This is a genomic window from Sorangium sp. So ce363, assembly GCF_051520435.1.
Taxonomy (GTDB): Bacteria; Myxococcota_A; Polyangia; order Polyangiales; family Polyangiaceae; genus Sorangium; species Sorangium cellulosum_B.
This window is the reverse complement of sequence record NZ_CP150333.1, coordinates 12616906-12636438: the sequence shown is the minus strand read 5'-3', so window position 1 is coordinate 12636438 and position 19533 is coordinate 12616906. Positions and strand designations below refer to the sequence as shown.

Sequence of the window (19533 nt, the reverse complement as noted above, 5' to 3'; positions counted from 1 at the left end):
CTCATCACGCCAGGTAGGCACAGTGCACCTCGGCGCGAACACTCTTCCGAAACGGGCGTTTTGTCCAGCCCGACACGCGCCGGTCACCCGACCACCCCGGCCAGCCCGACGCGCGCCGGAGACGGAAATGGCCGCGCTGCCAGCACAAAAACAGGAAGCCCGGAAGCTCCGGAGAGGACGACCTCCTCCTCGAGCGCTCCCGGGCTCCCTGCCCCTGGATCGTGCGCCGCGGCTTCGTGCGCGGGCCGATGCGCGCCGCGCGCCGCTACGGCGTGTCGGCGCCCCCGGCCTTCGGCGGGGCGAACTTGCTCAGGTCCTCGGCCACGGTGGCCTTCGGGTTCATGAGCTCGTGGAACGCGCGCTTCGCGAGCGCGCCCGTCTCACCCTGCTCGTGCCGCAGGGCCATGAGCACGCCCTTCTCCTTCATGAACTTGAGCGTCTCGATCGCGCCCTTCTTCTTCGCGCCGTCGCCGCTCTTGGCCTCCTGGAAGAGCCGGTAGCGCAGCACGACGCGGGTCTCCGAGTGCGGGCCGTTGTCGTACTTCAGGTTGTCGAACTGGGCCTGGAGCCGCTGCCGCGCCCACTCCTGCGGCGCGTCGGCGACCTTCACCCGCGTGATCGCCTCGGCGTTCGCGACGTACCGGTAGAGGTTGCCGCGCTTGAAGTCCTCGTCCGACCAGTAGCCGAAGGCGCGGTAGTAGTGGTCCTTCAGGTCGTCGAGCGCCGACTTGTCGAAGTCGGCGTACATCGCGACCGTCCGCGCCGCGGTGTCGCTCGTGCCGCCGAGGATGAGCGCGAGCGCTGCGGCGTTCCGGACCTCGACGTCCTTGAGCTTCTCGAACAGCTGCCCCTGCACCGCCTCGTCGAAGCCGCCGATGCCGATGGCGCGCGCGACGGCCATGCGCACCCCGGGGTCGACGTCGGCCGTGAGGAGCGTGACGAGCTCGGCGGCCGCGCCGGGCACCGGCCGGAGCGCGAGCGACGACGCGTAACAGGCGCCGATGAGCTGCTTGCGCGGCTCCTTCTTGCTCGCGAACTCCTTCGCCTTCTTCGCCACCTCGATCATCGCCTTGTCGTCGGCGCACCAGGCGATCGACTCGCAGGCGGCCTGGCGGGCCTCCTCGTGCCACAGCTCGTCCTCGATGAGCTTCGTCAGCTTCTCCACCGCGCGCGGATCACCCCACTCGGCGAGCCCCTGCGACGCGCCGTAGGCGACCGCGCGGAGCGCCATCCCCAGCATCGAGAGTCCCGCGCCCTGGAGCCCGTCCTGGGTGATGTCCATCTTCGGGTCCTTCTTCCGGCCGAGCTGCTCGAGGAGCCGCGGGTAGGAGGGCTCGTCCTTCATGCGCCCGATGTACCGGAGCGCGCTCTGCGCGGTCTCGAAGGCCGTGGGGAACGGCGGCAGCTGCCCCTCCTTGGGGAGCGGATCCGTCGGGAAGGCCCAGTCGCGCATGTCCTTCAGGATCTTCTCGGAGCGGACCGTGGCGAGGAAGCGCAGGCCGTTCGCGTGCGGCTGCGGGCGATCCTTGAGCCACAGGATGACCGGGGCCTCGGCCGCGGCCTTGAGCTCGGCGGCCTTGTCCGCGTGGATCGTGGCGAGATCGGCGAGCATGCGGGCGCCGACGACGCGCGGCAGATCGGTGCGCGACAGGTGCCCGCCCTCGTCCGCCTCCCAGAACTTCTCGAGCTTGTAGAGCTTGAGCGGGTCGGCCAGCAGCCGCTCGCCGAGGAACTTGGCGGCGCGGATGTCGCCGACCTCGGCGAGCCGCGTCCCCGCCTCCCCCTGCCAGTGCAGCGGCGGCTTCCTGGCCTCGATCCACTTCACGAGCGGGTCGGCCGACCGCGGGTCGGCGAGCTCGCGCAGCATCTCCATGATCTGCTTCGTCTGGAACCAGGTCGTCTCCTCGGGGTCCTGCTTCACGCTGTCGAGGGCGAGGACGAGCCCCTCGCCGCCGATGCCGTCGCGCAGCGCCTCGAGGAAGCGCTGACGGCTGGCCTTGTCGGCGTTCGCGAGGGCCTCGAGGAGCGGGGCGCGCGCCGTCTCGTCGCCGATCCTCCCGAGGCCGTTCGCGGCCTCGCGCGCGACCTCGACGTCCTTGTCCTTCACGAGCGTGATGAGCGCGCTCGTCCATTTGGGCTCGGCGTTGCGCGACAGGACCGTCGCGACCAGCTGCCGCACCGACGAGCTCTCGTCGGTCGCGAGCTTCGAGAGCTCCTCGAGCGACACGAGGCCGGCGAGCTTCTCGGGGTCGAAGGCGATGCCGCCGCCGAGCCGCTCGACCTTCGAGAGGAACCCCTTCCTGTACTGGTCCATCGCGTCCTTGAACGCGGCCGGCTCCTTGAGCTCGACGAGGGCCCACACGAGCTGGGGCCTGTCGCTCTCGTCCGCGACCTTGAGCGCCTCGAGCAGCGCGTGCTTGGCGCCGTCGGCCTTGGGCGAGCCGTAGTACGCGAGCACCTGCGCGGCGACGCCCTTCACGCGGTGGTCCGGGAGCGCGAGCGCGTTCTGCGCGTGCGTGACGCCCTCGGGGTCGTCGGCCCACGCGAGCTGCATGAGGGCCTCCTGCTGGAGCGACAGCTCGGCGCTCGCGGCGGCCCACTTGCGCCACAGGGGCAGCTGGTCCTTCTTGGGCAGGACGAAGATGTTCTTCTTCTCCTTGGAGACGGCGTCGACCGTCATCTTCTGGCTGTCCTGCTTGACGCCGAACCAGATGGCGCCCGCCGCGCCGAGCGCGACGAGGAGGCCGACCACGATCGACACGGGGCTGAACCGCCCGCGCTTGAAGTTGCCGTCGTCCGCGAAGCCGCCGCCCGCGGGCGCCGGCGGGGCGCCGGGCAGATCGTTGTCATCGGGGGGCCACTTGGCCGCCCGCTTGGCCGGAAGGGGCCCCGGCGGCGGGCGCCGTCCGCGCGGCCCCGCGGGATTCTCTCGTGAAAGATTCGGACGATCGAGCATGGTTCCTCCAGCGCGCGGGCGACGACGTGACCCGAACGGCGGTGGCATCGCGCGGCGAGCCGCGCTGCGCCCCCGACCCCTCCCGGCGGCGGCGGCGTCGCGCGGCGAGCCGCGCTGCGCCCCCGCCCCCGGGCCAGGCGGCAAAGCGCCCGGCCGGTCGAGGCGCCGGACCGTACCAGAGCCGCTCGGACGTAGGCCCAAAGATTTGCTATGAAGCCCAGGGCCCGTATGGCCGAACCCCAGCCCGATTCCGGCAAGATTCTCTATCCTGCAGTCGCGTTGCTCATCGCCCTGAGCGCGCTGTTTGGTCTTGTGATCCTGCCGCGCCTTGCGCCGGGGGCCTCGGGCATGGTCGGCGCGGAGGCCCCCGACGTGACGCTGCCGGTCGCCGCCAACGGCGATCCCGGCGCGCGCATGCAGATCGCCGAGCTGAAGGGCCAGGCGGTGATCCTGGACTTCTGGGCGACGTGGTGCGGGCCCTGCGCGGTCCAGGCGCCGATCCTCGACCGGATCGCGCGCCGCTACGAGAAGAAGGGGCTCGTGGTGCTCGGCGTCAACGTGGACGACCCGCCCCAGGTGGCCAGCCAGTACGCGCTCAAGAAGGGCCTCTCGTATCCCATCCTGATCGACGACGCGAAGGAGGCCTCGGCCCACTACGGGGTGGACAAGCTGCCGAGCCTCGTGGTGATCGACCGGCAGGGGAAGGTCGCGGCCTACCTGACGGGCGTCGTCGACGAGGCGAGCCTCTCCGAGATCATCGAGGCGGCCCTCTGATCTCGCTCGACGTGCCCTGCTCGCTCCACGTGCCTCTCTGGCTCGAGGTGCCCCGCTCGCTCCACGTGCCTCTCTAGCTCGACGTGCCTCCTCCCTCCCGTCCCTTGCACCTCGTGCTGGCGGCGCTCGCCGCCGCCGCGCCCGCATGCTCCCGCGGCGACGCCGATCGCGGCCGCGACGCCGGCGCGCCGCCTCCGGCCAGCGCCTCGGCGCCGCCTTCGGGTCCGGCGGCCTCCGCCCCGGAGGCGCCGGCCCCTCGGGCCTCTGGCGGGCCCGGCGCGCCCGACGCGGCCGGCGGCGACGCCGGCGCGCCCGGGGCGGTCGGGGATCCGATGGCGACCCACTACGAAGCGCGCGAGGATCTGGTGCGGCTCTTCTCGCTGAAGGAGTTCTCGGAGCGAGAGCGGAAGTTCAAGAACCCCGAGCTCTTCCTGGAGAAGAACTTCGGCGGCGGCTCGCCTGCCCGGCTCAACCAGGGCAACAAGGAGCTCGCGCGGCACACGCGCTCGAAGGAACAGTGCCTGGAGGGCCTCCGGGGCGTCGTCCTCCAGACGGAGGAGCAGCGCGCCCGCTGCGGCGGCCACGAGAACATGGTGCCCGTGTACAGGCGCGGGAAGCCTGCGTCGGCCGAGTTCTGCATCGACATCTTCGAGTTCCCCAACAACCCGTGCGAGCTGCCGATGGTCTGGGCGAGCCCGACGCAGGCGGCGACCGTGTGCAGCCTCCAGGGCAAGCGCCTCTGCACCGAGGACGAGTGGAGCCTCGCGTGCCGCGGCGACCCAGAGGGCGGCAAGCCGAGGACGTACGCCTACGGCGACGAGCTCGATCTCGCCGCCTGCCACACGCGGACGCCGCACCGCGACATCGACGGCAAGCCGTGCGACGGCGACACCGCGCGCTCTGCCTACCAGACCTGCGCGACCGACACCGAGCCTGCGGGGTCCTTCCCCGCGTGCCGCTCGCGGTTCGGGGTGTTCGATCAGCACGGCAACGTGGCCGAGATCATGACCCGCCGTGACCGCGACGACGGCAAGCTGTACAGCCAGCTCAAGGGGAGCGCCTGGTTCTACGTCGAGGTCGCCCGCGAGCACGACGCCCCGAGGCCGAAGGGCCGCGAGACCTACCCCGATCACTGCGCCTACAGCCCGCGCTGGCACGTCGAGCCGATGGAGGACGCGTGGCACGCGAACTACCACCTCGGGCTGAGGTGCTGCAAGACGATCCGCTGACGCGCCCCGCCCCGCACGCGGCTGGCTCGCGCCCGCGCGCCGCCGCCGCGATCTTCCACCAGGCCATGGTGGAGCTCACCCGCGGGGTCGCGCCCGGCATCGTCGGGGCCGTCGATCTCCGCGGCGCGCGGCAGAGTGTCCGTGCCGTCATCTGCCCGACGCCTTGCCGGCGCAGTGCGGGACCGCCCGCCGTGCGAAGGGTTACACGACCTGCAGGGTCGGCTTTCCTCGCTTGCGCACGGCTTCCGGGACCTGCCCGAACTGCTCACCATCCAGGTGAAGCCACGAAAGCTTCGGTAGAGTCCATATCTCTTTGGGCAGAACCGAAAAGGGGTTGTCGACAACCCAGAGCTCGACGAGCTCCTTCATCTGCCCCACTTCCCGTGGCAAGAGCTTCAGCTGATTGCCGCTCAGCTCCAGCTTGCGCAGCCTCGGGAGGGCAAAGAGCTCCATCGGCAGTCGCTCAAGCTTGTTGAAGCCGATATCGAGCTCCTCGAGCGCGATGAGCGCGGAGATCGAGGCCGGAACGTCCTTGATGGCGTTGTCGCTCGCGTTCAAGCTACGCAGGCTGGTCAGGCCGCACAGCTCCGAGGGGAACCACTTCAGCTGATTCCGGCTCAGATCCAGCTTCGCGAGCTGGCCGAGCCCCGCGAGCGACGGCGTTAGCTGTCTCAACGCGTTGCGGGACAGGTCGAGCTCCTCTAGCGTGGTGACGGTCCCGATCTCCTCGGGCAGATCGTCTAGGCCCAGCGCGCGCAGATTGAGCGTCTTGCTCCCTTGATCCGCGGCGGCGGAGATCCGCTTGAGCGCGTCATTCGCGGCGCCCTCCCGATCCAGGGGACCACCCGAGGATGATGCGCCTCTCGCAGCCCTCTTCATTTTTTCCTCTCGTTCTTCTGTTGCCGATCTCCGCCGAAGACTTCCAGAGACTGGCGCTGTCGCTGCCCGAGGCCGAGGAGCACGATGCCACCTCGGGCTGAGGTGCTGCAAGACGATCCGCTGACACGCCCCGCCCGGCGCGCGCGGCTGGCTCGCGCCCGCGTCGGCGGGTACCCTTCCCCCGCGATGCAAGCGCTGGCGCCTCGCGCTCGGATATCCCGCAGCAACTCCGGTGAGGGCCGCTGGGAGATCGCGACGCGGCCCCCGGCGCCGCGCCTCCGCCCGTACATCCGCGACTACAGCGGCTACACGGAGGAGGCGCCCGGGCCCCTGCGGCGGCGCGAGCTCCCGGCGCCGCAGATCGTCGTGATCATCGAGTTCGGACCGCCGCTGCGCGTGTTCGACGCGGGGAGCGATCGCCGTCATTCCTCGCACCCCGGCGGCTTCGTCGCGGGCCTCGACGCCACCTTCACGATCACCGAGCACGACGGGTTCCAGCGCGGGCTCCAGGTGAACCTCACCCCCATCGGGGCGCGGCTCTTCTTCGGCGTGCCCATGGAGGAGCTGACCGGGCGCGTGATCTCGGCGCGCGATCTGCTGCCCAGGAAGCACGCCCGGCTGGCGGAGCGCCTCGAGGAGCTCCCGACCTGGGACGCGCGCTTCGACCTGATCGAGCGGGCGCTCGGCGAGCGCGTGGACGAGGCGCGGCTCGAGGTCGGCGTGGTCTCATGGGCGTTCCGCCGCATCGAGGAGCGCGGGGGCGCTGTCGATATGCGCGCCCTCGCGCGCGAGCTCGGCTACAGCCAGAAGCACGTGATCGGCCTGTTCCGCGAGCACGTCGGCGTCCCGCCCAAGCTCCTCGCGCGCCTCGTGCGCTTCGACCGGCTGGTGCGGCACCTCAAGACGGGCGCCACGGGGACCTGGGCGGAGCTCGCCCAGCGGTTCGGCTACTACGACCAGGCGCACCTCGCGCGGGACGTGAAGCAGTTCAGCGGGACGACCCCGACCCGGACGCGCGCGGCGCTGATCGACGTCGCCGGCATGAGCCCGTAGCGGGCGAGCGCTCTTCGAGGCTTCGGCGGCGCGCGCGCCGGGTGGGACGTGGGACCCGCGCGACCTCCGATTCGCGGCGCGGGCGGCGCTCGCGTGGGAAAGCTGCGCGCGCCGTTCGCGGAGGAAAGGAATCTTCTCATCGAACGTAGACCGGTCTGAGCAGCGCAGTCGCCCGGAAGGCGCCCGCGCCCAGCGCTTCCAGGCGCTGTGGCGTCGCCTGGAGGGCCGCGCGGGCGTGCTCAAGGTGAACGTTCTGGTTCGTTCAAGGAGATCTCGACATGACACGGATGAAGCTTCTCGGGTTTCTGATGGCTGGTCTCGCGCTCATGGCTTGCGGCGATGATGAGGGTGATGGTGATGGCGGTAGCGGGAGCGACATCGAAGGCAAACAGCTCGACGCGCTGACGGCCGAGGAGGCCGACGGCCTGTGCGACGACCTCCGCGGGCAGGCCGAGACGGTCTCGAAGGAGGACGCGTGCGAGGCCGAGGGGGTGCTCGCCTCGTTGTTCGGAATGGAGTGCGAGACCACCAAGCAGGAATGCATCAGCGCTCCGGAGGAGCCCGAGGAGACGGGCGAGATCGACTCGTGCGGAGCGTCCGAGTTCACCGGCTGCACCGCCACGGTCGCGGAGGTCAGGGCCTGCTTGGACGCCATGGTAGGCACCATCAAGGCGCTGACGTGCGAATCGACGCTCACTGACCTCGCGCAGAAGCCCGCTGCGTGCGCCGCGATCGAAGAGAAGTGCCCGGCGTTCTTCGAGTCAGAGGACGAGGAAGACGAGAGCGAGGGCGAACACTCCTGAGCGCGGCGCCCGCCGCGCGGCTCGGTCTCGCTGGCAGGAGCCCGCGGCGGGGTAAAATCTTTACAAGACCGCCGGCGTCGCCTTCTCCAGGATAGGCTTCGAAGGAGAGCGAACACCATGTCGAGCCGGTCTCCCACGCCTTCCACGCCTCCGCCTCCCGCGCATGTTCCTCCTGCGCTCCGTTCCGAAGAGTTCCAGAGGCTCGCGCTGTCGCTTCCCGAGGCCGAGGAGCAGGACCACTTCGGCAAACCATCGTTCCGCGTGCGAGGGAAGATCTTCGCGACCCACTGGGTGGCGGAGGAGCGCGCGGTCCTCAAGCTGTCCCTCGAGGAGCAGGACAGCCTGGTGCAGGCGCAGCCCGACGTCTTCTCCGTGACGCCGTGGGGACACCAGGGCTGGACCCGGGTGGAGCTCCGCCGCGTCGATCGGACGCTCCTGGAAGAGCTGCTCGTGGGCGCCTGGCGTCGCGTGGCGCCGAAGCGCGTGGTCGCGCAGTGGGACGCCGGCCGCAGCGGGAAGCCGGCGGCGCCCCCGGGCGCACCCTCACGCACGCGGGGACGTCGGCGCGCACCCTGACGTGCGCCGAGACACCCGGCCGGAGAGCGCCTCGACCGCGCGCGGCAAGTCTCGCGCCGAGGCCGCTTTCTATTTTCTCCCCAGCAGGAAGAAAGATTGAACCGTGGTCGTAGTAGGCTCGGCCCGCGCGCCTGCCCGGTCGACGATGCAGCCCGCTCGCTTCCTTCGGCGGAGCCGTCCTCGAGCGCCGCGCGGACACTCAGGTGAACATTCTCGATGAGGGAGCGCTCGATGACACGGATGAAGCTTCTTGGATTGGTGATGGCTGGCCTCGCGCTCGCGGCTTGCGGCGGCGACGACGACGGGGGCAACGGGGACACCGGGAGCCAGAGCGGAGGTGACCTCGACGGCAAGCAGCTCGGCCAGCTGACGGCCGCGGACTCCCAGGCGCTGTGCCAGGATCTCGCCGCGTCGGTCACCGTCACGAAGGAAGACCTGTGCGAGGTCGCCGGCGCGTTCGCCGGCGCGTTCGGTGGTGACTGCGAGGCCACCAAGGCCGAATGCATGAGCGAACCGGAGCAGCCCTCGCAGGGCGGCGGCGAGTGCTCCACCGAGGGCTTCGCGGGCTGTACCGCGACGGTGGCGGAGTACAAGGCCTGCGTGAAGGCTCAGGCCGACGCCGTCAAGGCGATCACGTGTGCAACGCCGCCCGACACCTCCGGGGAGCCCCCGGCAGGTTGCGCCGCCCTCAGCGAGAAGTGCCCGGAGGTCCTCAGCACCGGGGAGACCGACGGCGCGGGCTCCTGAGGTCGCCCAGCGCCCCGCTTCCCGATCGTCCCCGGGCGTCACGACCTCGAAGCGCGCGATGAGCGCCACGAGGTCGGCCAGGAACCGCCCGGGGCTCTTGGCCTCATCGTCCTAGCTAGTTCCCGTCCCGAAAGTCGCATCTCCGCGTGGCCTCGGCGTGGGGGAGACGAGCATCCGTACAGTAGGAACGGCAGGGCGGAACGTTTCCCGGCGCCGGAGCGCGCCGCAGACGCACCACGGCCGGGGAGCAGGCGCACGAGTCCTGACGGCCCGCGCTCGCGGGGCCCAAGATCGGCCAGCGATCGTGAACGCGCGCGCTACCCGGCGGAGGCGCGTGCGACGATCAGCAGGTTGGCAGCGAGAACCGAGCCCAACACATACGCTTTGAAGGATGTGAACGTGCGCCAGTCGCAGCGGTCGAGACCGAACGATCTCTTAAGGAATGAGATGGTGGCCTCGACCCCAGCTCTAAAATTGCGCAGTGCTCGGTAGAGCCGCGGACTCTTGGTCATTTCGTCGACGGCTATTCCTTTGCCCTTGCTGAACGCGACGTCGCGGACGCCGAGACCCTTGACCTGTTCAAGATTTGCTCTCGAGGTGAAGCCGCCATCGAACGCCGCCTGGTGCGTAGGCTTGCCACAGATCTCGATGTGCCGCTCAACCATCCCCACCGCCATCGAGGAGTCCGTAGGGTTGCCCAGCGGCACAACGACGTCGAACACGACGCCTGATTTGCCGGCGGAAAAGAACACTTTGTGACCGTACATGGTCTCGCGGTTGTCCTTGACAATCACGTCGACATGCGGCTCGAAGATCGACACGATCTTCTGCTGCGCTGGAACGACCTCGCCCTCCAGCACACGACGGCGGGTCTGCTCGATCACGTGACGGGCGGCCGCGAGATGGTACTGCATCTGCCTGTTCAGACGGTCAATCTCGTCGCGTTGCGGTGTCTGTACGCGTACCTGCCGCAACGCCTCCACTGCGCGGAGCGCCGCCCTCGTTACTTTCTCTGTGAGCCTGATCAGGTCTCGATACAGCGGCTGACGTTCTTCGGCAGACCTTGCGCGCTTGATCTCCAGAGAGCGCCGCTTGGCTGCTCGGCGGTGGTCCTTCGACTCGACTTTCACCCATCGTCGAGCGCGGCGCAGCAGCCGTGTGAGGACACGAACGCTGTCCTTCAGGAGCGAGGAATCGCTCGGCTCGTGGATCGCGGCACGCACTACCGTGGAGTCGATGCGCGTGCGCTTACCATCATCAACTCCCTCACGAATCGCATACGCCACGATCATCCGATGAATCGCCTCGAGCGTCTGCTCCGAGACCGCCTTGATGTTCCGCTGTAGCGTCGATTTGCTCGGAGCTCGATCGGCCATCCCGAAGCCGCAAAAGGCTCGGTACGTAACCGAATCAGCGAGGTGGAACTCCAGCTCCTCGTAGCTGAGGTCATGCATCTGCTTGAGGAGCAGCACCCGCAGTACCTGCTCGGCGCTCAACCCCTGCCGTCCCCTGTCGCCGTCGATCCCTGCCCCGGTCAAATCCTTGAGCACGACGTCTGCTGCGGCAGGCACTTGCTCCAGGACTGCCGAGATTGTCAGGAGCTCCCTGGCGTGAGGATGCTCGATCGAAGGCGGAACAAGCGGTCGCTGCTGAAAAAAGGCTTTGCGCATCGGAGTGCCGTCCTCCCTGACGGTGCTGGGGGACCACACGGCGGACAGGATCCCTCCGATGGACAAATTCCGCTTGGGGCGCGAGTTTTCTCACCAAATCGATGCGACCTGGACCCGGCCGGCGATGCTGGCGCCTTCAGGGGCCGAGCGCGTCGGCATCCCGCGGTCAGTGAGGGCAGCGGTCCGCTCGCCGCCGATCGAGCTGCGGGTGCGCCCCCAGCGCCACGTGGAACCTACAAAGCAAGCTGTTTTCGCTTTTCGGGACGGGAACTAGCTAGCGGCGAAGCTCCCTGTCCGGAGCCGCGCCCGTTACGCCCCCTCCGCGCCCAGGCCATGACGTAAGGCGCTCTCGTGCGGGTCCGACCTCGACCTCTTGCAGTCTCCTGAGGAGTGCGCGGCCGTCAGCGAGACGTGCCCGTGGCTCCTCCAGGATGCCGTGGGCTTCTGAGGTCGCCGCTCGCCACGCTCACCGGTCGATCTCGGGCGCCACGACGTCGAAGCTCGCGCTCGGCGCGACAAGGTCGGCCGGGGACAGCCCCGCGCCGCCGATGAAGCCATTGCGTGCCCGCGTGTCCCGGGCAATGCAGGCTCCTATCCGAATGCTTGACAAGCATGAATAAAGGGCTATCTCACAAAGCGCAGACACAAGGGGGGTATCATGGAAATCAAAAGCGGGACGGCGCCGAGAGACACGGCGTCTCCAACATATTTCATTGTCACCTGTCTGGCTGGCGTCTCAGCGCAGCGGCGCCGGAGCCGACGCGCAGGAAGCGGGGCATGCGCGGCTGGCCGGCCCTGGCTCGGCGTCGTGTATGCGGCGCTGGCGTTCGCGACACTCCTGCTCTTTCCGACCCGAGCAGCCCACGCGCAGCCCGCGAACGATGCCATCACATCTGCCACCGTGGTTCCACAGCTCCCTTTCACCGACACCATCAGCACCGTCGATGCGACCACGGCGCTCGACGACCCCAACTGCGCCGGAAACGGGCCGACGGTATGGTACTCCTTCACGCCGAGTACGGACGTCGATGTCTTCGTAGAAGCCAATACGTTCGGGAGTGAATACGACACGACTGTCTCGGTGTACACAGGCAGCCCGGGGAACCTGACCCAGCTCGCGTGCAATGACGATGCGGTTGGCTTGCTGTCACGCGTGGTCTTCAACGCCACTGCCGGCACCACCTACTACGTCATGGTGGGGGCGTACGGGAGCGGTCCGGGCGGCAATCTCGTCTTCACGATGGACTTCGCCCCACCTCCGCTCGACATCTCGGTCACGATCGATCCGAAGGCCAGCTTCGATCCGGCGACGGGGGTGGCGGTCGTGTCGGGGACGGTGACGTGCTCGCGCCCCGTCTTCGTGAGCTACTACGCGGAGCTCCGGCAGCGTGTGGGTGGGCACAGCGAGATACTGGGCTCCTTCGGGACAGGTGTCCCCTGCGATGGCGAGACCCCGTGGAGCGCCACCGTCGACCCCTTCCTCGGGTTCTTCAAAGGAGGTCAGGCCGACGTCACTGTCTATGCGTCCGCCTTCGATTTAGGTGAATACGACGAAGACATGCAGCAAAGGAACGTCATTCTGACAGGCAAGTAATCACAGCGCCGCGTTGCTCGCCGCGGGGGAACATCCTCGGAGCGCGCGGCTGCACCCCCGCGACCGACAGCCGCGTTCGGTCCTCGTCGCCAGGCGGCGCCTCCTGGAGCCCGGACGGATCCACGTGGCCGAGCGAGTCGCTCAGCACCTAGCCGCACGCGTCTCAGCTCTGGCCCAAAGCGGCTTCGAGGCGAGCGGCTCCGCGTCGCCGAGCGTCCAATCTCCGATTCAACCATCCACTGCTTCATGCGGACGAGCGCGCTCCGAGTATCGTGTGCGCCAGCGCGCGGTCCGCGCGGCTCGGCAACGCGCCGCGGGAGGCGCCGTGCCTGAGCCACGAAGCGACCCGGGAACCCCGCCCCGTTCACGTCGCGGCAGACATCGAGGTCGGCGCGCTCGTTCCGCCGCTCGAGCGATACGACCCCGGAGACCTCGAGCTGGTCCAAGCCGGCGACGTCGGCGCCAGGCAGGTCCCCGCCGCGTGCGCGCGTTCGTCGATCCTCGGGTGGACGGCCTCGCCGGCGCGCCATTCCTCTGCGCCGCCCAGGCACCCTCGACCTGAGGCGCGGACGCGTGGGCGCTCCGGCGCATCGACGAGCGCGGGGCGCGTGTATCGTCGAGGCGACGGGGCGCCTGCGGGTCCTGAACGGCCAGGAACGCACCTTCCTTGTCAAGGAGAGCTCGAATGAGACGGATGACGCTTCTCAAGGTCCTGGCGGCTGGGCTCGCGCTCGCGGCGTGCGTTGACGATGGGGGCGAGACCGCGATCGCCCTCGACGAGAACCTGCAGCTCGGCGAGCTGACGACCGAAGAGGCCACCCAATTGTGCGATGATGTCAAAGAGCCGATGAAGCTCGCGAAAGCAGACCAGTGCGATCTCGTCGGACTGCTCAACTCCTCTGAGATAGAGGACTGCGTGGCCATCTGGCGGGCATGCCTCATCTCTGCAAATGAACCTCTGACGTCGACCAGGTGCTTCACGTACGACTTCGAGGGGTGCGCCGTCACGGTCGCGGAGGCCAAGACCTGCCTGATCGCCATGGCCGGCACCCTCAAGGCGCTCTCGTGCGGGTCCAGCCTCGACCTCTTGCAGCCTCCTGCGGAGTGCGCGGGCGTCCGCGCGATCTGCCCGTCGATCCTCGAAAACGGCGAAGGCTTCTGAGGCCGCCCCTCGCCCTGCTTACCGGCCGCTCTCGATCTGGCTGCACAGCCGAAGCCGATGTCAGCCGGGTCACCGCATCCCCTCGCGCCCATGCCTTCGGTCGTCGAGCGCGAGCATCAAGCTGTCGCGGCTCCTCGCATCCTACATCCGAACACCTGCAGCGGCCCGCGCCCGGACCCGCGCCGGCCGGGCATCCCGGACCTTGACAGGTGACCATTTGGTAACATATCAAGGAGGTGACGGACGACGATCGCGTCTTCAAGGCGCTGGCCGATCCCACCCGGCGCTCCCTCCTCGACCGGCTCTTCGCGCGTGACGGCCTCACGCTCACGGAGCTCGAGTCCGAGCTCGAGATGTCGCGGTTCGGCGTGATGAAGCACCTTCGGGTGCTCGAAGCCGCGGGGCTCGTCGTCACGGTTCGATCGGGCCGGAAGAAGCTTCACTACCTGAACCCGGTCCCCATTCGCCAGATCCACGATCGTTGGATCGACAAGTACACCGAGGGGCGCATTTCGGCGCTCGTTGATCTGAAGAGACAACTGGAGAAGAACAATGACGACGAAGAGTGAGAAGCCGGTCCACATCTACCGAGTCCACATCAAGGCGACGCCCGAGGCCGTCTGGGATGCGATCACGAAGCCCGAGTGGATCGAGAGGTACGGTTACTGCGCCCGCGCGGAGTACGATCTGCGCCCCGGCGGCAAATACCAGGCGTTCGCGAACGCGGAGATGGCCCAGCACGGCGGCTCCAACGTGATCATCGATGGAGAGGTCATCGAGGCCGATCCCCCGCGAAAGCTCGTTCAGACGTGGCGCATCCTCTGGGATCCCGAGATGAAGGAGGAAGGCTTCAGGCGACTTACGTGGGAGATCGAGGTGAGCCCCTACGGCATCACGTCGCTGACCGTGACCCACGAGGTCGGCGACGCGCCCAAGACAGCCGCCATCACCTCGGGCGTGATCAAGGAAGCCGGCGGTGGCTGGAGCTATATCCTGAGCGATCTGAAGACGCTGCTCGAGACAGGCAAGACGCTGTCGGCGGCTTGAAAGCGCTGCACTGCGCGTCCGGAAAGCCGCTCGCGCCGTCGGCCCGCGTCACCTGGCGCGGGCCCAGCGCCAGAGCTCGCGGAGGGTCGGCGTCGATCCATGGGAGAGGACGCCTGTCCGGAAGATCCTTGCAGCGACCCAGACGAAGAGCAGCACGGTCGCGCCGGTGCCGCCGATGGCGACGAGGATCTGCCAGAGCGGCGGGTCGGAGACGAGGACCCGGACGAACATCACCATCGGGGCGTAGATCGGGATCATCGAGAGCACGACGGCGAGCGTCGAGCCGGGGTGACCGGCGATGACCACGAGGAAGAACGGCGGCGCGGAGAGCGCCATCGAGATCGGGCTCATCAGCTGCTGCGCGGCCTTCTCGGAGCTCGCGGCCGCGCCCCCGACGGCATAGACGGCCACGTTCACGAGATATCCCAGCAGAAAGAACACGACGAAGTACACGGCGACCATGGGACGAAGCAGGGTCTCGGCGTCGATGAGGCGCGGCCCTCCCAGCGCGCCTATCGCGACGCCCGCGACAGCCGCCATCCCGAGCCACACGAGGATCTGCGTGAGGCCGGCGGCGGCGAGGCCGAGGATCCTCCCGGACAGGAGCTCGAACGGCGTCACCGAGGAGAGGAGGATCTCCATGATCCTGTCCGACTTCTCCTGCACGATGCGGCGCAAGATCTCGCGACCATTCAAGAGGATCGCGACGAAGAGCAGGCCGCCGAAGCCGAAGGCGACGAGCAGGTCGAGGTCGCCGCCGGGGCCCCCAGGGCCGCTCGAGGAGAGAGGCGCCGGATCGAACGCAGGGGGCGACAGGAGGCCCTCGATCTCGGCGGCGTCGCGGCCGCGCGCCGTCCACCGCGCCACGGCGACGCCGCGCGCCACCACCGCCGCGGCGTGCTCGACGGCTTCGAGGTCGGCGCCCCTCGCGTACAGCGCGCCCCGCGCGCCGGGGTCCTCGAGCATCGCGGGCGGGAGCACCACCACGCCGTCCACGCCGTGCCCTCCCGTCTCGACGCCCGCCCTCGCGCCGTCGAGCAGCGCCGCGACGGCCGCGCTCGTGGCAGCGGCGTCCCCGGGGGCCACGTAGGTGAGCCGCAGCCGGGCGGCCCTCGGGAGCACAGCGCTGCCCATCGCGGCGCCGAGCGACCTCGCGGAGGAGCGCGCCGACGCCTCCTCGGCGAGGCCCGCGGAGGCGGCCTCCACGACCCCGCGGAGCCGGCCTGTCCCGTCGACCACGACGACCGAGCGGTCGCCGGCGCCGACGGTGACGATGAGCGCAGGGAGCAGGCCCACCGCCGCGAAGAGGACCGGCAGGAGGAGCGTCGTGAGGACGAAGGACGCGGTCTTCACCGAGGCGACGTACTCACGCTTCAGCACGACGAGGATGCGGCTCACGACGCCTCCAGCGCCGCGCCCCGGCCCGCGCGCGGCCTGTGGGCGAGCGGCGGCGGGGCGCCCTCGCCGACGACGCGAGAGAAGATCTCGCCGAGCGACGGCGACGAGACCTCGAACCGCCGCACCTGGAGGCGCGAGAGCGCCGCCGAGAGCGCCCGCTGCGCGTCGCCGGCGTCGCGCAGCACGAGCTCCGCCACGCCCGGCTCGATCCGCGCGCTCACCACGCCGTCGACGCCGAGGAGGAAGGTCCCGTCGCCGTCGAACTCGATCCGCGCTGTGTTGCCGGCGAAGGACGCCTTCACCTCGCCGACGGGCCCTTCCAGGACGACGCACCCCCGATCGACGACGACCACGTGGTCGGCCAGGCTCTCGGCGAGCGGCATGACGTGGGTCGAGAGCAAGAGGGTCTTTCCGGCGGCGCGGAGCTCCCCGAAGAGCCGCTTCACGAGCACGGCGTTGACGGGATCGAGGCCCGACATCGGCTCGTCGAGGACGAGGATCTCCGGGTCGTGGACGAGCGCGCCGCAGAGCTGCACCTTCTGCTGGTTGCCCTTCGACAGCGTCTCGATCCGCGCGCGCGCGACGTGCCCGAGCTCGAGCGACCGGAGGAGCCGCGCGGCGCTCTCGCGCGCGCGGCGCGGGCGGACGCCCTTGAGCTCGCCGAGGAAGGCCAGGTGCTCGGCGACCGGCATCTGCTTGTACAGGCCTCGCTCCTCCGGGAGGTAGCCGACGCGGTCGCGGATCGCGACGCTGTCGCTCCTGCCTCCGAGGACCTCGACCGCGCCCTCGTCGGGGAGGAGGATGCCTGTCACGAGGCGCATCGTCGTCGTCTTCCCAGCGCCGTTCCGGCCGAGGAGGGCGGTGGCGCCGCCGCGCCGCACCTCGAACGACACGGCGTCGACGGCCCGGCGCGACGCGAAGACCTTCGTCGCCCCGCGGAGCGAGATCGCGGGCGTCATCGGCGCTCCGGGGCCGAGGCGCCCGCGGCCCGGTCGCCGTGCGCGGCGCGGCGATAACACACCTCGCGCAGCGCCACGCGCTTGAACTCGTCCGCGTCGGCGAAGCCGGCGGAGCGCAGCGCGCTCGCCGGATCGGGCGGCACGGGCGCGCCCAGGCATCGCTCGAAATACCACCGGATCAGGTCGCCTTCGGTCATCCCGGCGTCGGAGAAGGCGGGGTTCGACAGGCCGAGATCGGCGAGGCGCTGCTGCTTGTCGCGGGCCCGAGAGAGCAGCTCCGCGTACTCGCCGGAGACCGAGAGGTGGTCGCGGACGTGGCCTTGCGCCACCTCGTCGGTCGCCTTCTCGACCCAGCCGATGAGCGCCTCGTCGCGGAGCAGCCGCGTCAGCTCGCCCCAGCCGACGCTGAACCGACCCATCCACGCCTTCACGTCGTCCGGCTCGTAGAGCCGCCGCTCGCGGCGGAAGGCGTCGGACGTCCGCTCCAGCGCGGCGTTGTCCACGGTGAGGCCGCGCCGCTCGGCCTCCTGCAGCGCGAGGTACCGGAGCATGGCCCCGCGCTTCGCCCGGCCGTAAGCCGCCGCGTCGAGCCGGAGCTCGTCCAGGATGCTGTCGAGGGCGACTGTCTCATACGGCGACGGGTCGCCGGCGCTCGGGCGCTCCGCGGCGACCATCTCGCCGGCGGCCTGCTCGGCGCGGCACCAGAACTCGGTGACCTCGAACCTGTACGTGACGGTCTTCAGCGAGAAGCCCGCCTCGGCGCGCGCGCGGAGGTGCCGGAGCAGCGCGATCGCGTCGTCGCGCTTCTGGTGGACGCGCCCCTTCGGGAGGAAGTCGCGCAGCGACGCGAGCTCGCTTTGCGGGACGCCGTGGCGGGACGCGGCGTCGAGGATCACGGGATAGACGCGGTCGGGATAGTAAAGAGACTTTGCGACCGCCGTGAGCGCGTCGCGCGTGGCCGCGGTGATCACGCCCGCGGCCGCCGCGGCGTCGAACGTCCTGCGGATATTGACCATCGCCTCGGAGCCGGCGCGAAAGCCGCTGTCCGCGGGGCCGTGGACGACGGCCACCTCGTCGTCATCCTCGATGAGGCCGTCGCGGTACGCCTCGAAGATGGCGCCCACGCCTTCCATGCCGAAGGCCGAGAGCTCGGCGGCGCGCAGCGCCCCCATGCTGGAGCTCCCGAAGACGTGGATGCCCTGCGCCATCGCGAAGAGGATCTCCTTGTGCCAGACCGCCGGGACCCGCTCGAAGTAGCCGTCGATGATCGCGATGGCGCTCGGGCGCTTCGCGCATGCCCGGTAGACGTCGCCCTGCGAGACCGGCGGCAGATAGAGGGCGTCGAGCTCCGCCCGCGCGGCCTCGAGCGAGAGGGTCGGACCGACAAAGACGATGATGCTCATACGATCTCCTTCAGGCCCGCCGCGCTCCGGCGCTCGAGCGCTCGGCGGAACCGGCGGCCAGGGATGTAGTTGGGGAACGAGTGGATCCCTTCGAGCCCGGGAATCACGATCTTGACGACGGGGATGCCGAACTCCGGCTTCGTGAGATCGAAGGCGACGACGCTGTCGATCCCGACCGCGCGCAGCCGCTCGAGCTGCCAGGCGACGTCGTCCTCGAACGTGTCGCCCGCGAACGTCGGCCCCGCGGAGAACGGGCGCTCTCCGCGCGCCGTCAGCAGCCGGCGGACGTGCCGGACCTGATCGGGGCTCCGGTGGCGGTCGTACTCGCTCCGGAGGAGGTCGTCGCGCGCGCCCGAGATGACCGTGAGCCGGGTCTGCGCGGCCTCGGTGAGGGCGCGCAGCAGGGCGACGGCGCGGGACGGATGGCAGCCTTGCCCGCCGGAGCCGTGGAGCGCCCGGACGGCGTCCTCCGTCCGCTCGGCGATCAGACACTCGTACGAGGGGATACCGACGTCGGAGGTGGTCTCCCACGCGCCGACGGCGACCCCGGCGGCCGAGAATTTCGCGAGCACCTCGCGGCAGCCGGGATCATCGATGCTGTCGAGATCGAGCCGCCTCGCGTCCCGCTCCTCGTCGGTGAGGGCCCCCCACACGGCCGTGGCGTCGCGCTCGACCACCTCGCAGATACCGTAGCTCACCGCCTCGAGGAGCCCGTTCCCCGACGAGAGCCCGTTGGTCGAGCAGCAGAAGATACCCGCGTTGACGCGGCCCGTCGCGGTGGCGTTGACGTGCACGAGCTCGTAGGGGACCCACACGGGGGCGCCGCGCATGAGGTCGTAGCCCTCGGCCCACAGGAGCGGGGTGTCCTCGTCGAGCGGCACGCTCGAGGTCCGCGGCAGCGCGGAGACGTCGGCTATCGCGTGGGAGCGCCGGAGCTCGCGAGAGGAGCCGAGGAGCAGCGGCCGGACGATGTTCTCGCCGTGATAGGCCTCGATCGACTCCATCAGCCCCGAGACCTTCGCCGCCGCGAGCGTCAGCCCCTTTCCCTGGCTGACCGAGAGAGAGCGCGAGTTGGGGCGGCAGACGACGACGACCGGTATCCCGATCGCGTCGAGCCCCGTGACGTTGGCGATCCGCGTGATCCCCATCGCCGGCATGAAGCCCTTGATCCGATCCAAGGTCTCCTCGGGCGAGGCCGTGCGGTGGGTGCCGTTCATGAAGCGCTTCTTCTCGGGGCCCGAGAGCCCCGGCATGGGCGGAAGCTTGGTCTGAGTCTCCACGAT

At 69.7% G+C, this 19533-nt stretch carries 17 protein-coding genes; 10 read left to right on the top strand and 7 right to left on the bottom strand.

Features of this window, described 5'->3' with window-relative positions:
• Nucleotides 1-265: 265 nt before the first annotated feature.
• A complete protein-coding gene (locus tag WMF12_RS47645; protein ID WP_437857073.1) occupies nucleotides 266-2956 on the bottom strand; it encodes a HEAT repeat domain-containing protein in 2691 nt (896 codons plus the stop codon).
• Nucleotides 2957-3184: 228 nt separating this feature from the next.
• Here WMF12_RS47645 and WMF12_RS47640 point away from each other — a divergent pair, with 228 nt between their 5' ends.
• A complete protein-coding gene (locus WMF12_RS47640) occupies nucleotides 3185-3730 on the top strand; it encodes a TlpA family protein disulfide reductase (protein WP_437743330.1) in 546 nt (181 codons plus the stop codon).
• A gap of 113 nt (nucleotides 3731-3843) precedes the next feature.
• Nucleotides 3844-4959 (top strand): SUMF1/EgtB/PvdO family nonheme iron enzyme, encoded by a 1116-nt coding sequence (locus WMF12_RS47635; protein WP_437873967.1) that lies wholly within the window; start codon nucleotides 3844-3846, stop codon nucleotides 4957-4959.
• A gap of 201 nt (nucleotides 4960-5160) precedes the next feature.
• Here WMF12_RS47635 and WMF12_RS47630 read toward each other — a convergent pair whose 3' ends face one another.
• Nucleotides 5161-5838, bottom strand: coding sequence for a leucine-rich repeat domain-containing protein (locus WMF12_RS47630; protein WP_437857059.1), 678 nt, complete (start codon nucleotides 5836-5838; stop codon nucleotides 5161-5163).
• Nucleotides 5839-6024: 186 nt separating this feature from the next.
• On the opposite strand from WMF12_RS47630, the gene WMF12_RS47625 reads away from it, so the two are divergent.
• From WMF12_RS47625 to WMF12_RS47610, 4 genes are all read left to right on the top strand, one after another.
• A complete protein-coding gene (locus tag WMF12_RS47625; RefSeq protein ID WP_437857051.1) occupies nucleotides 6025-6891 on the top strand; it encodes a helix-turn-helix domain-containing protein in 867 nt (288 codons plus the stop codon).
• Between the two features lie 278 nt (nucleotides 6892-7169).
• A complete protein-coding gene (locus WMF12_RS47620; RefSeq protein WP_437857043.1) occupies nucleotides 7170-7694 on the top strand; it encodes a hypothetical protein in 525 nt (174 codons plus the stop codon).
• A gap of 117 nt (nucleotides 7695-7811) precedes the next feature.
• Nucleotides 7812-8270, top strand: coding sequence for an MmcQ/YjbR family DNA-binding protein (locus WMF12_RS47615; protein ID WP_437857040.1), 459 nt, complete (start codon nucleotides 7812-7814; stop codon nucleotides 8268-8270).
• A 231-nt stretch (nucleotides 8271-8501) separates the two neighbouring features.
• Entirely contained in the window at nucleotides 8502-9017 is a 516-nt protein-coding gene (locus WMF12_RS47610) for a hypothetical protein (protein ID WP_437857035.1), read from the top strand.
• 317 nt (nucleotides 9018-9334) lie between these two features.
• Here WMF12_RS47610 and WMF12_RS47605 read toward each other — a convergent pair whose 3' ends face one another.
• Nucleotides 9335-10687: an ISNCY family transposase gene (locus WMF12_RS47605; RefSeq protein WP_437857030.1), complete on the bottom strand. Its 1353-nt coding sequence runs from the start codon at nucleotides 10685-10687 to the stop codon at nucleotides 9335-9337.
• Nucleotides 10688-11345: 658 nt separating this feature from the next.
• Here WMF12_RS47605 and WMF12_RS47600 point away from each other — a divergent pair.
• From WMF12_RS47600 to WMF12_RS47585, 4 genes are all read left to right on the top strand, one after another.
• Entirely contained in the window at nucleotides 11346-12281 is a 936-nt protein-coding gene (locus tag WMF12_RS47600) for a hypothetical protein (protein ID WP_437857025.1), read from the top strand.
• A gap of 685 nt (nucleotides 12282-12966) precedes the next feature.
• Nucleotides 12967-13443, top strand: a complete 477-nt coding sequence (locus tag WMF12_RS47595) for a hypothetical protein (protein WP_437857021.1) — start codon at nucleotides 12967-12969, stop codon at nucleotides 13441-13443.
• A gap of 236 nt (nucleotides 13444-13679) precedes the next feature.
• The gene (locus WMF12_RS47590; RefSeq protein WP_437743323.1) at nucleotides 13680-14012 is read left to right on the top strand and encodes an ArsR/SmtB family transcription factor; all 333 of its coding nucleotides are present in this window, start codon (nucleotides 13680-13682) and stop codon (nucleotides 14010-14012) included.
• The gene (locus WMF12_RS47585; RefSeq protein WP_437857006.1) at nucleotides 13996-14490 is read left to right on the top strand and encodes an SRPBCC family protein; all 495 of its coding nucleotides are present in this window, start codon (nucleotides 13996-13998) and stop codon (nucleotides 14488-14490) included. The genes WMF12_RS47590 and WMF12_RS47585 overlap by 17 nt, the downstream gene beginning before the upstream one ends.
• Nucleotides 14491-14538: 48 nt before the next feature.
• On the opposite strand, the gene WMF12_RS47580 is transcribed toward WMF12_RS47585, so the two are convergent.
• The 4 genes from WMF12_RS47580 to WMF12_RS47565 are packed head-to-tail and all read right to left on the bottom strand — an operon-like array spanning nucleotide 14539 to nucleotide 19530.
• Nucleotides 14539-15888 carry an ABC transporter permease gene (locus WMF12_RS47580; RefSeq protein ID WP_437857000.1) on the bottom strand — a complete coding sequence of 450 codons (1350 nt, stop codon included), beginning with the start codon at nucleotides 15886-15888 and terminating at the stop codon, nucleotides 14539-14541.
• A complete protein-coding gene (locus tag WMF12_RS47575) occupies nucleotides 15885-16847 on the bottom strand; it encodes an ABC transporter ATP-binding protein (RefSeq protein ID WP_437856987.1) in 963 nt (320 codons plus the stop codon). The genes WMF12_RS47580 and WMF12_RS47575 overlap by 4 nt, the downstream gene beginning before the upstream one ends.
• Nucleotides 16844-18250, bottom strand: a complete 1407-nt coding sequence (locus WMF12_RS47570; protein ID WP_437856977.1) for a TfuA-like protein — start codon at nucleotides 18248-18250, stop codon at nucleotides 16844-16846. Before WMF12_RS47570 ends, WMF12_RS47575 begins: the two co-directional genes overlap by 4 nt.
• Nucleotides 18247-19530, bottom strand: coding sequence for a YcaO-like family protein (locus WMF12_RS47565; protein WP_437856969.1), 1284 nt, complete (start codon nucleotides 19528-19530; stop codon nucleotides 18247-18249). Before WMF12_RS47565 ends, WMF12_RS47570 begins: the two co-directional genes overlap by 4 nt.
• Nucleotides 19531-19533 lie beyond the last annotated feature (3 nt).

What these genes read in the sequence shown, in the direction of transcription:
- WMF12_RS47645 (WP_437857073.1), bottom strand. Translation starts at nt 2,956, where the DNA reads ATGCTCGATCGTCCGAATCTTTCACGAGAGAATCCCGCGGGGCCGCGC.
- WMF12_RS47640 (WP_437743330.1), top strand. Translation starts at nt 3,185, where the DNA reads ATGGCCGAACCCCAGCCCGATTCCGGCAAGATTCTCTATCCTGCAGTC.
- WMF12_RS47630 (WP_437857059.1), bottom strand. Translation starts at nt 5,838, where the DNA reads ATGAAGAGGGCTGCGAGAGGCGCATCATCCTCGGGTGGTCCCCTGGAT.
- WMF12_RS47625 (WP_437857051.1), top strand. Translation starts at nt 6,025, where the DNA reads ATGCAAGCGCTGGCGCCTCGCGCTCGGATATCCCGCAGCAACTCCGGT.
- WMF12_RS47620 (WP_437857043.1), top strand. Translation starts at nt 7,170, where the DNA reads ATGACACGGATGAAGCTTCTCGGGTTTCTGATGGCTGGTCTCGCGCTC.
- WMF12_RS47615 (WP_437857040.1), top strand. Translation starts at nt 7,812, where the DNA reads ATGTCGAGCCGGTCTCCCACGCCTTCCACGCCTCCGCCTCCCGCGCAT.
- WMF12_RS47610 (WP_437857035.1), top strand. Translation starts at nt 8,502, where the DNA reads ATGACACGGATGAAGCTTCTTGGATTGGTGATGGCTGGCCTCGCGCTC.
- WMF12_RS47605 (WP_437857030.1), bottom strand. Translation starts at nt 10,687, where the DNA reads ATGCGCAAAGCCTTTTTTCAGCAGCGACCGCTTGTTCCGCCTTCGATC.
- WMF12_RS47600 (WP_437857025.1), top strand. Translation starts at nt 11,346, where the DNA reads ATGGAAATCAAAAGCGGGACGGCGCCGAGAGACACGGCGTCTCCAACA.
- WMF12_RS47595 (WP_437857021.1), top strand. Translation starts at nt 12,967, where the DNA reads ATGAGACGGATGACGCTTCTCAAGGTCCTGGCGGCTGGGCTCGCGCTC.
- WMF12_RS47585 (WP_437857006.1), top strand. Translation starts at nt 13,996, where the DNA reads ATGACGACGAAGAGTGAGAAGCCGGTCCACATCTACCGAGTCCACATC.
- WMF12_RS47575 (WP_437856987.1), bottom strand. Translation starts at nt 16,847, where the DNA reads ATGACGCCCGCGATCTCGCTCCGCGGGGCGACGAAGGTCTTCGCGTCG.
- WMF12_RS47570 (WP_437856977.1), bottom strand. Translation starts at nt 18,250, where the DNA reads ATGAGCATCATCGTCTTTGTCGGTCCGACCCTCTCGCTCGAGGCCGCG.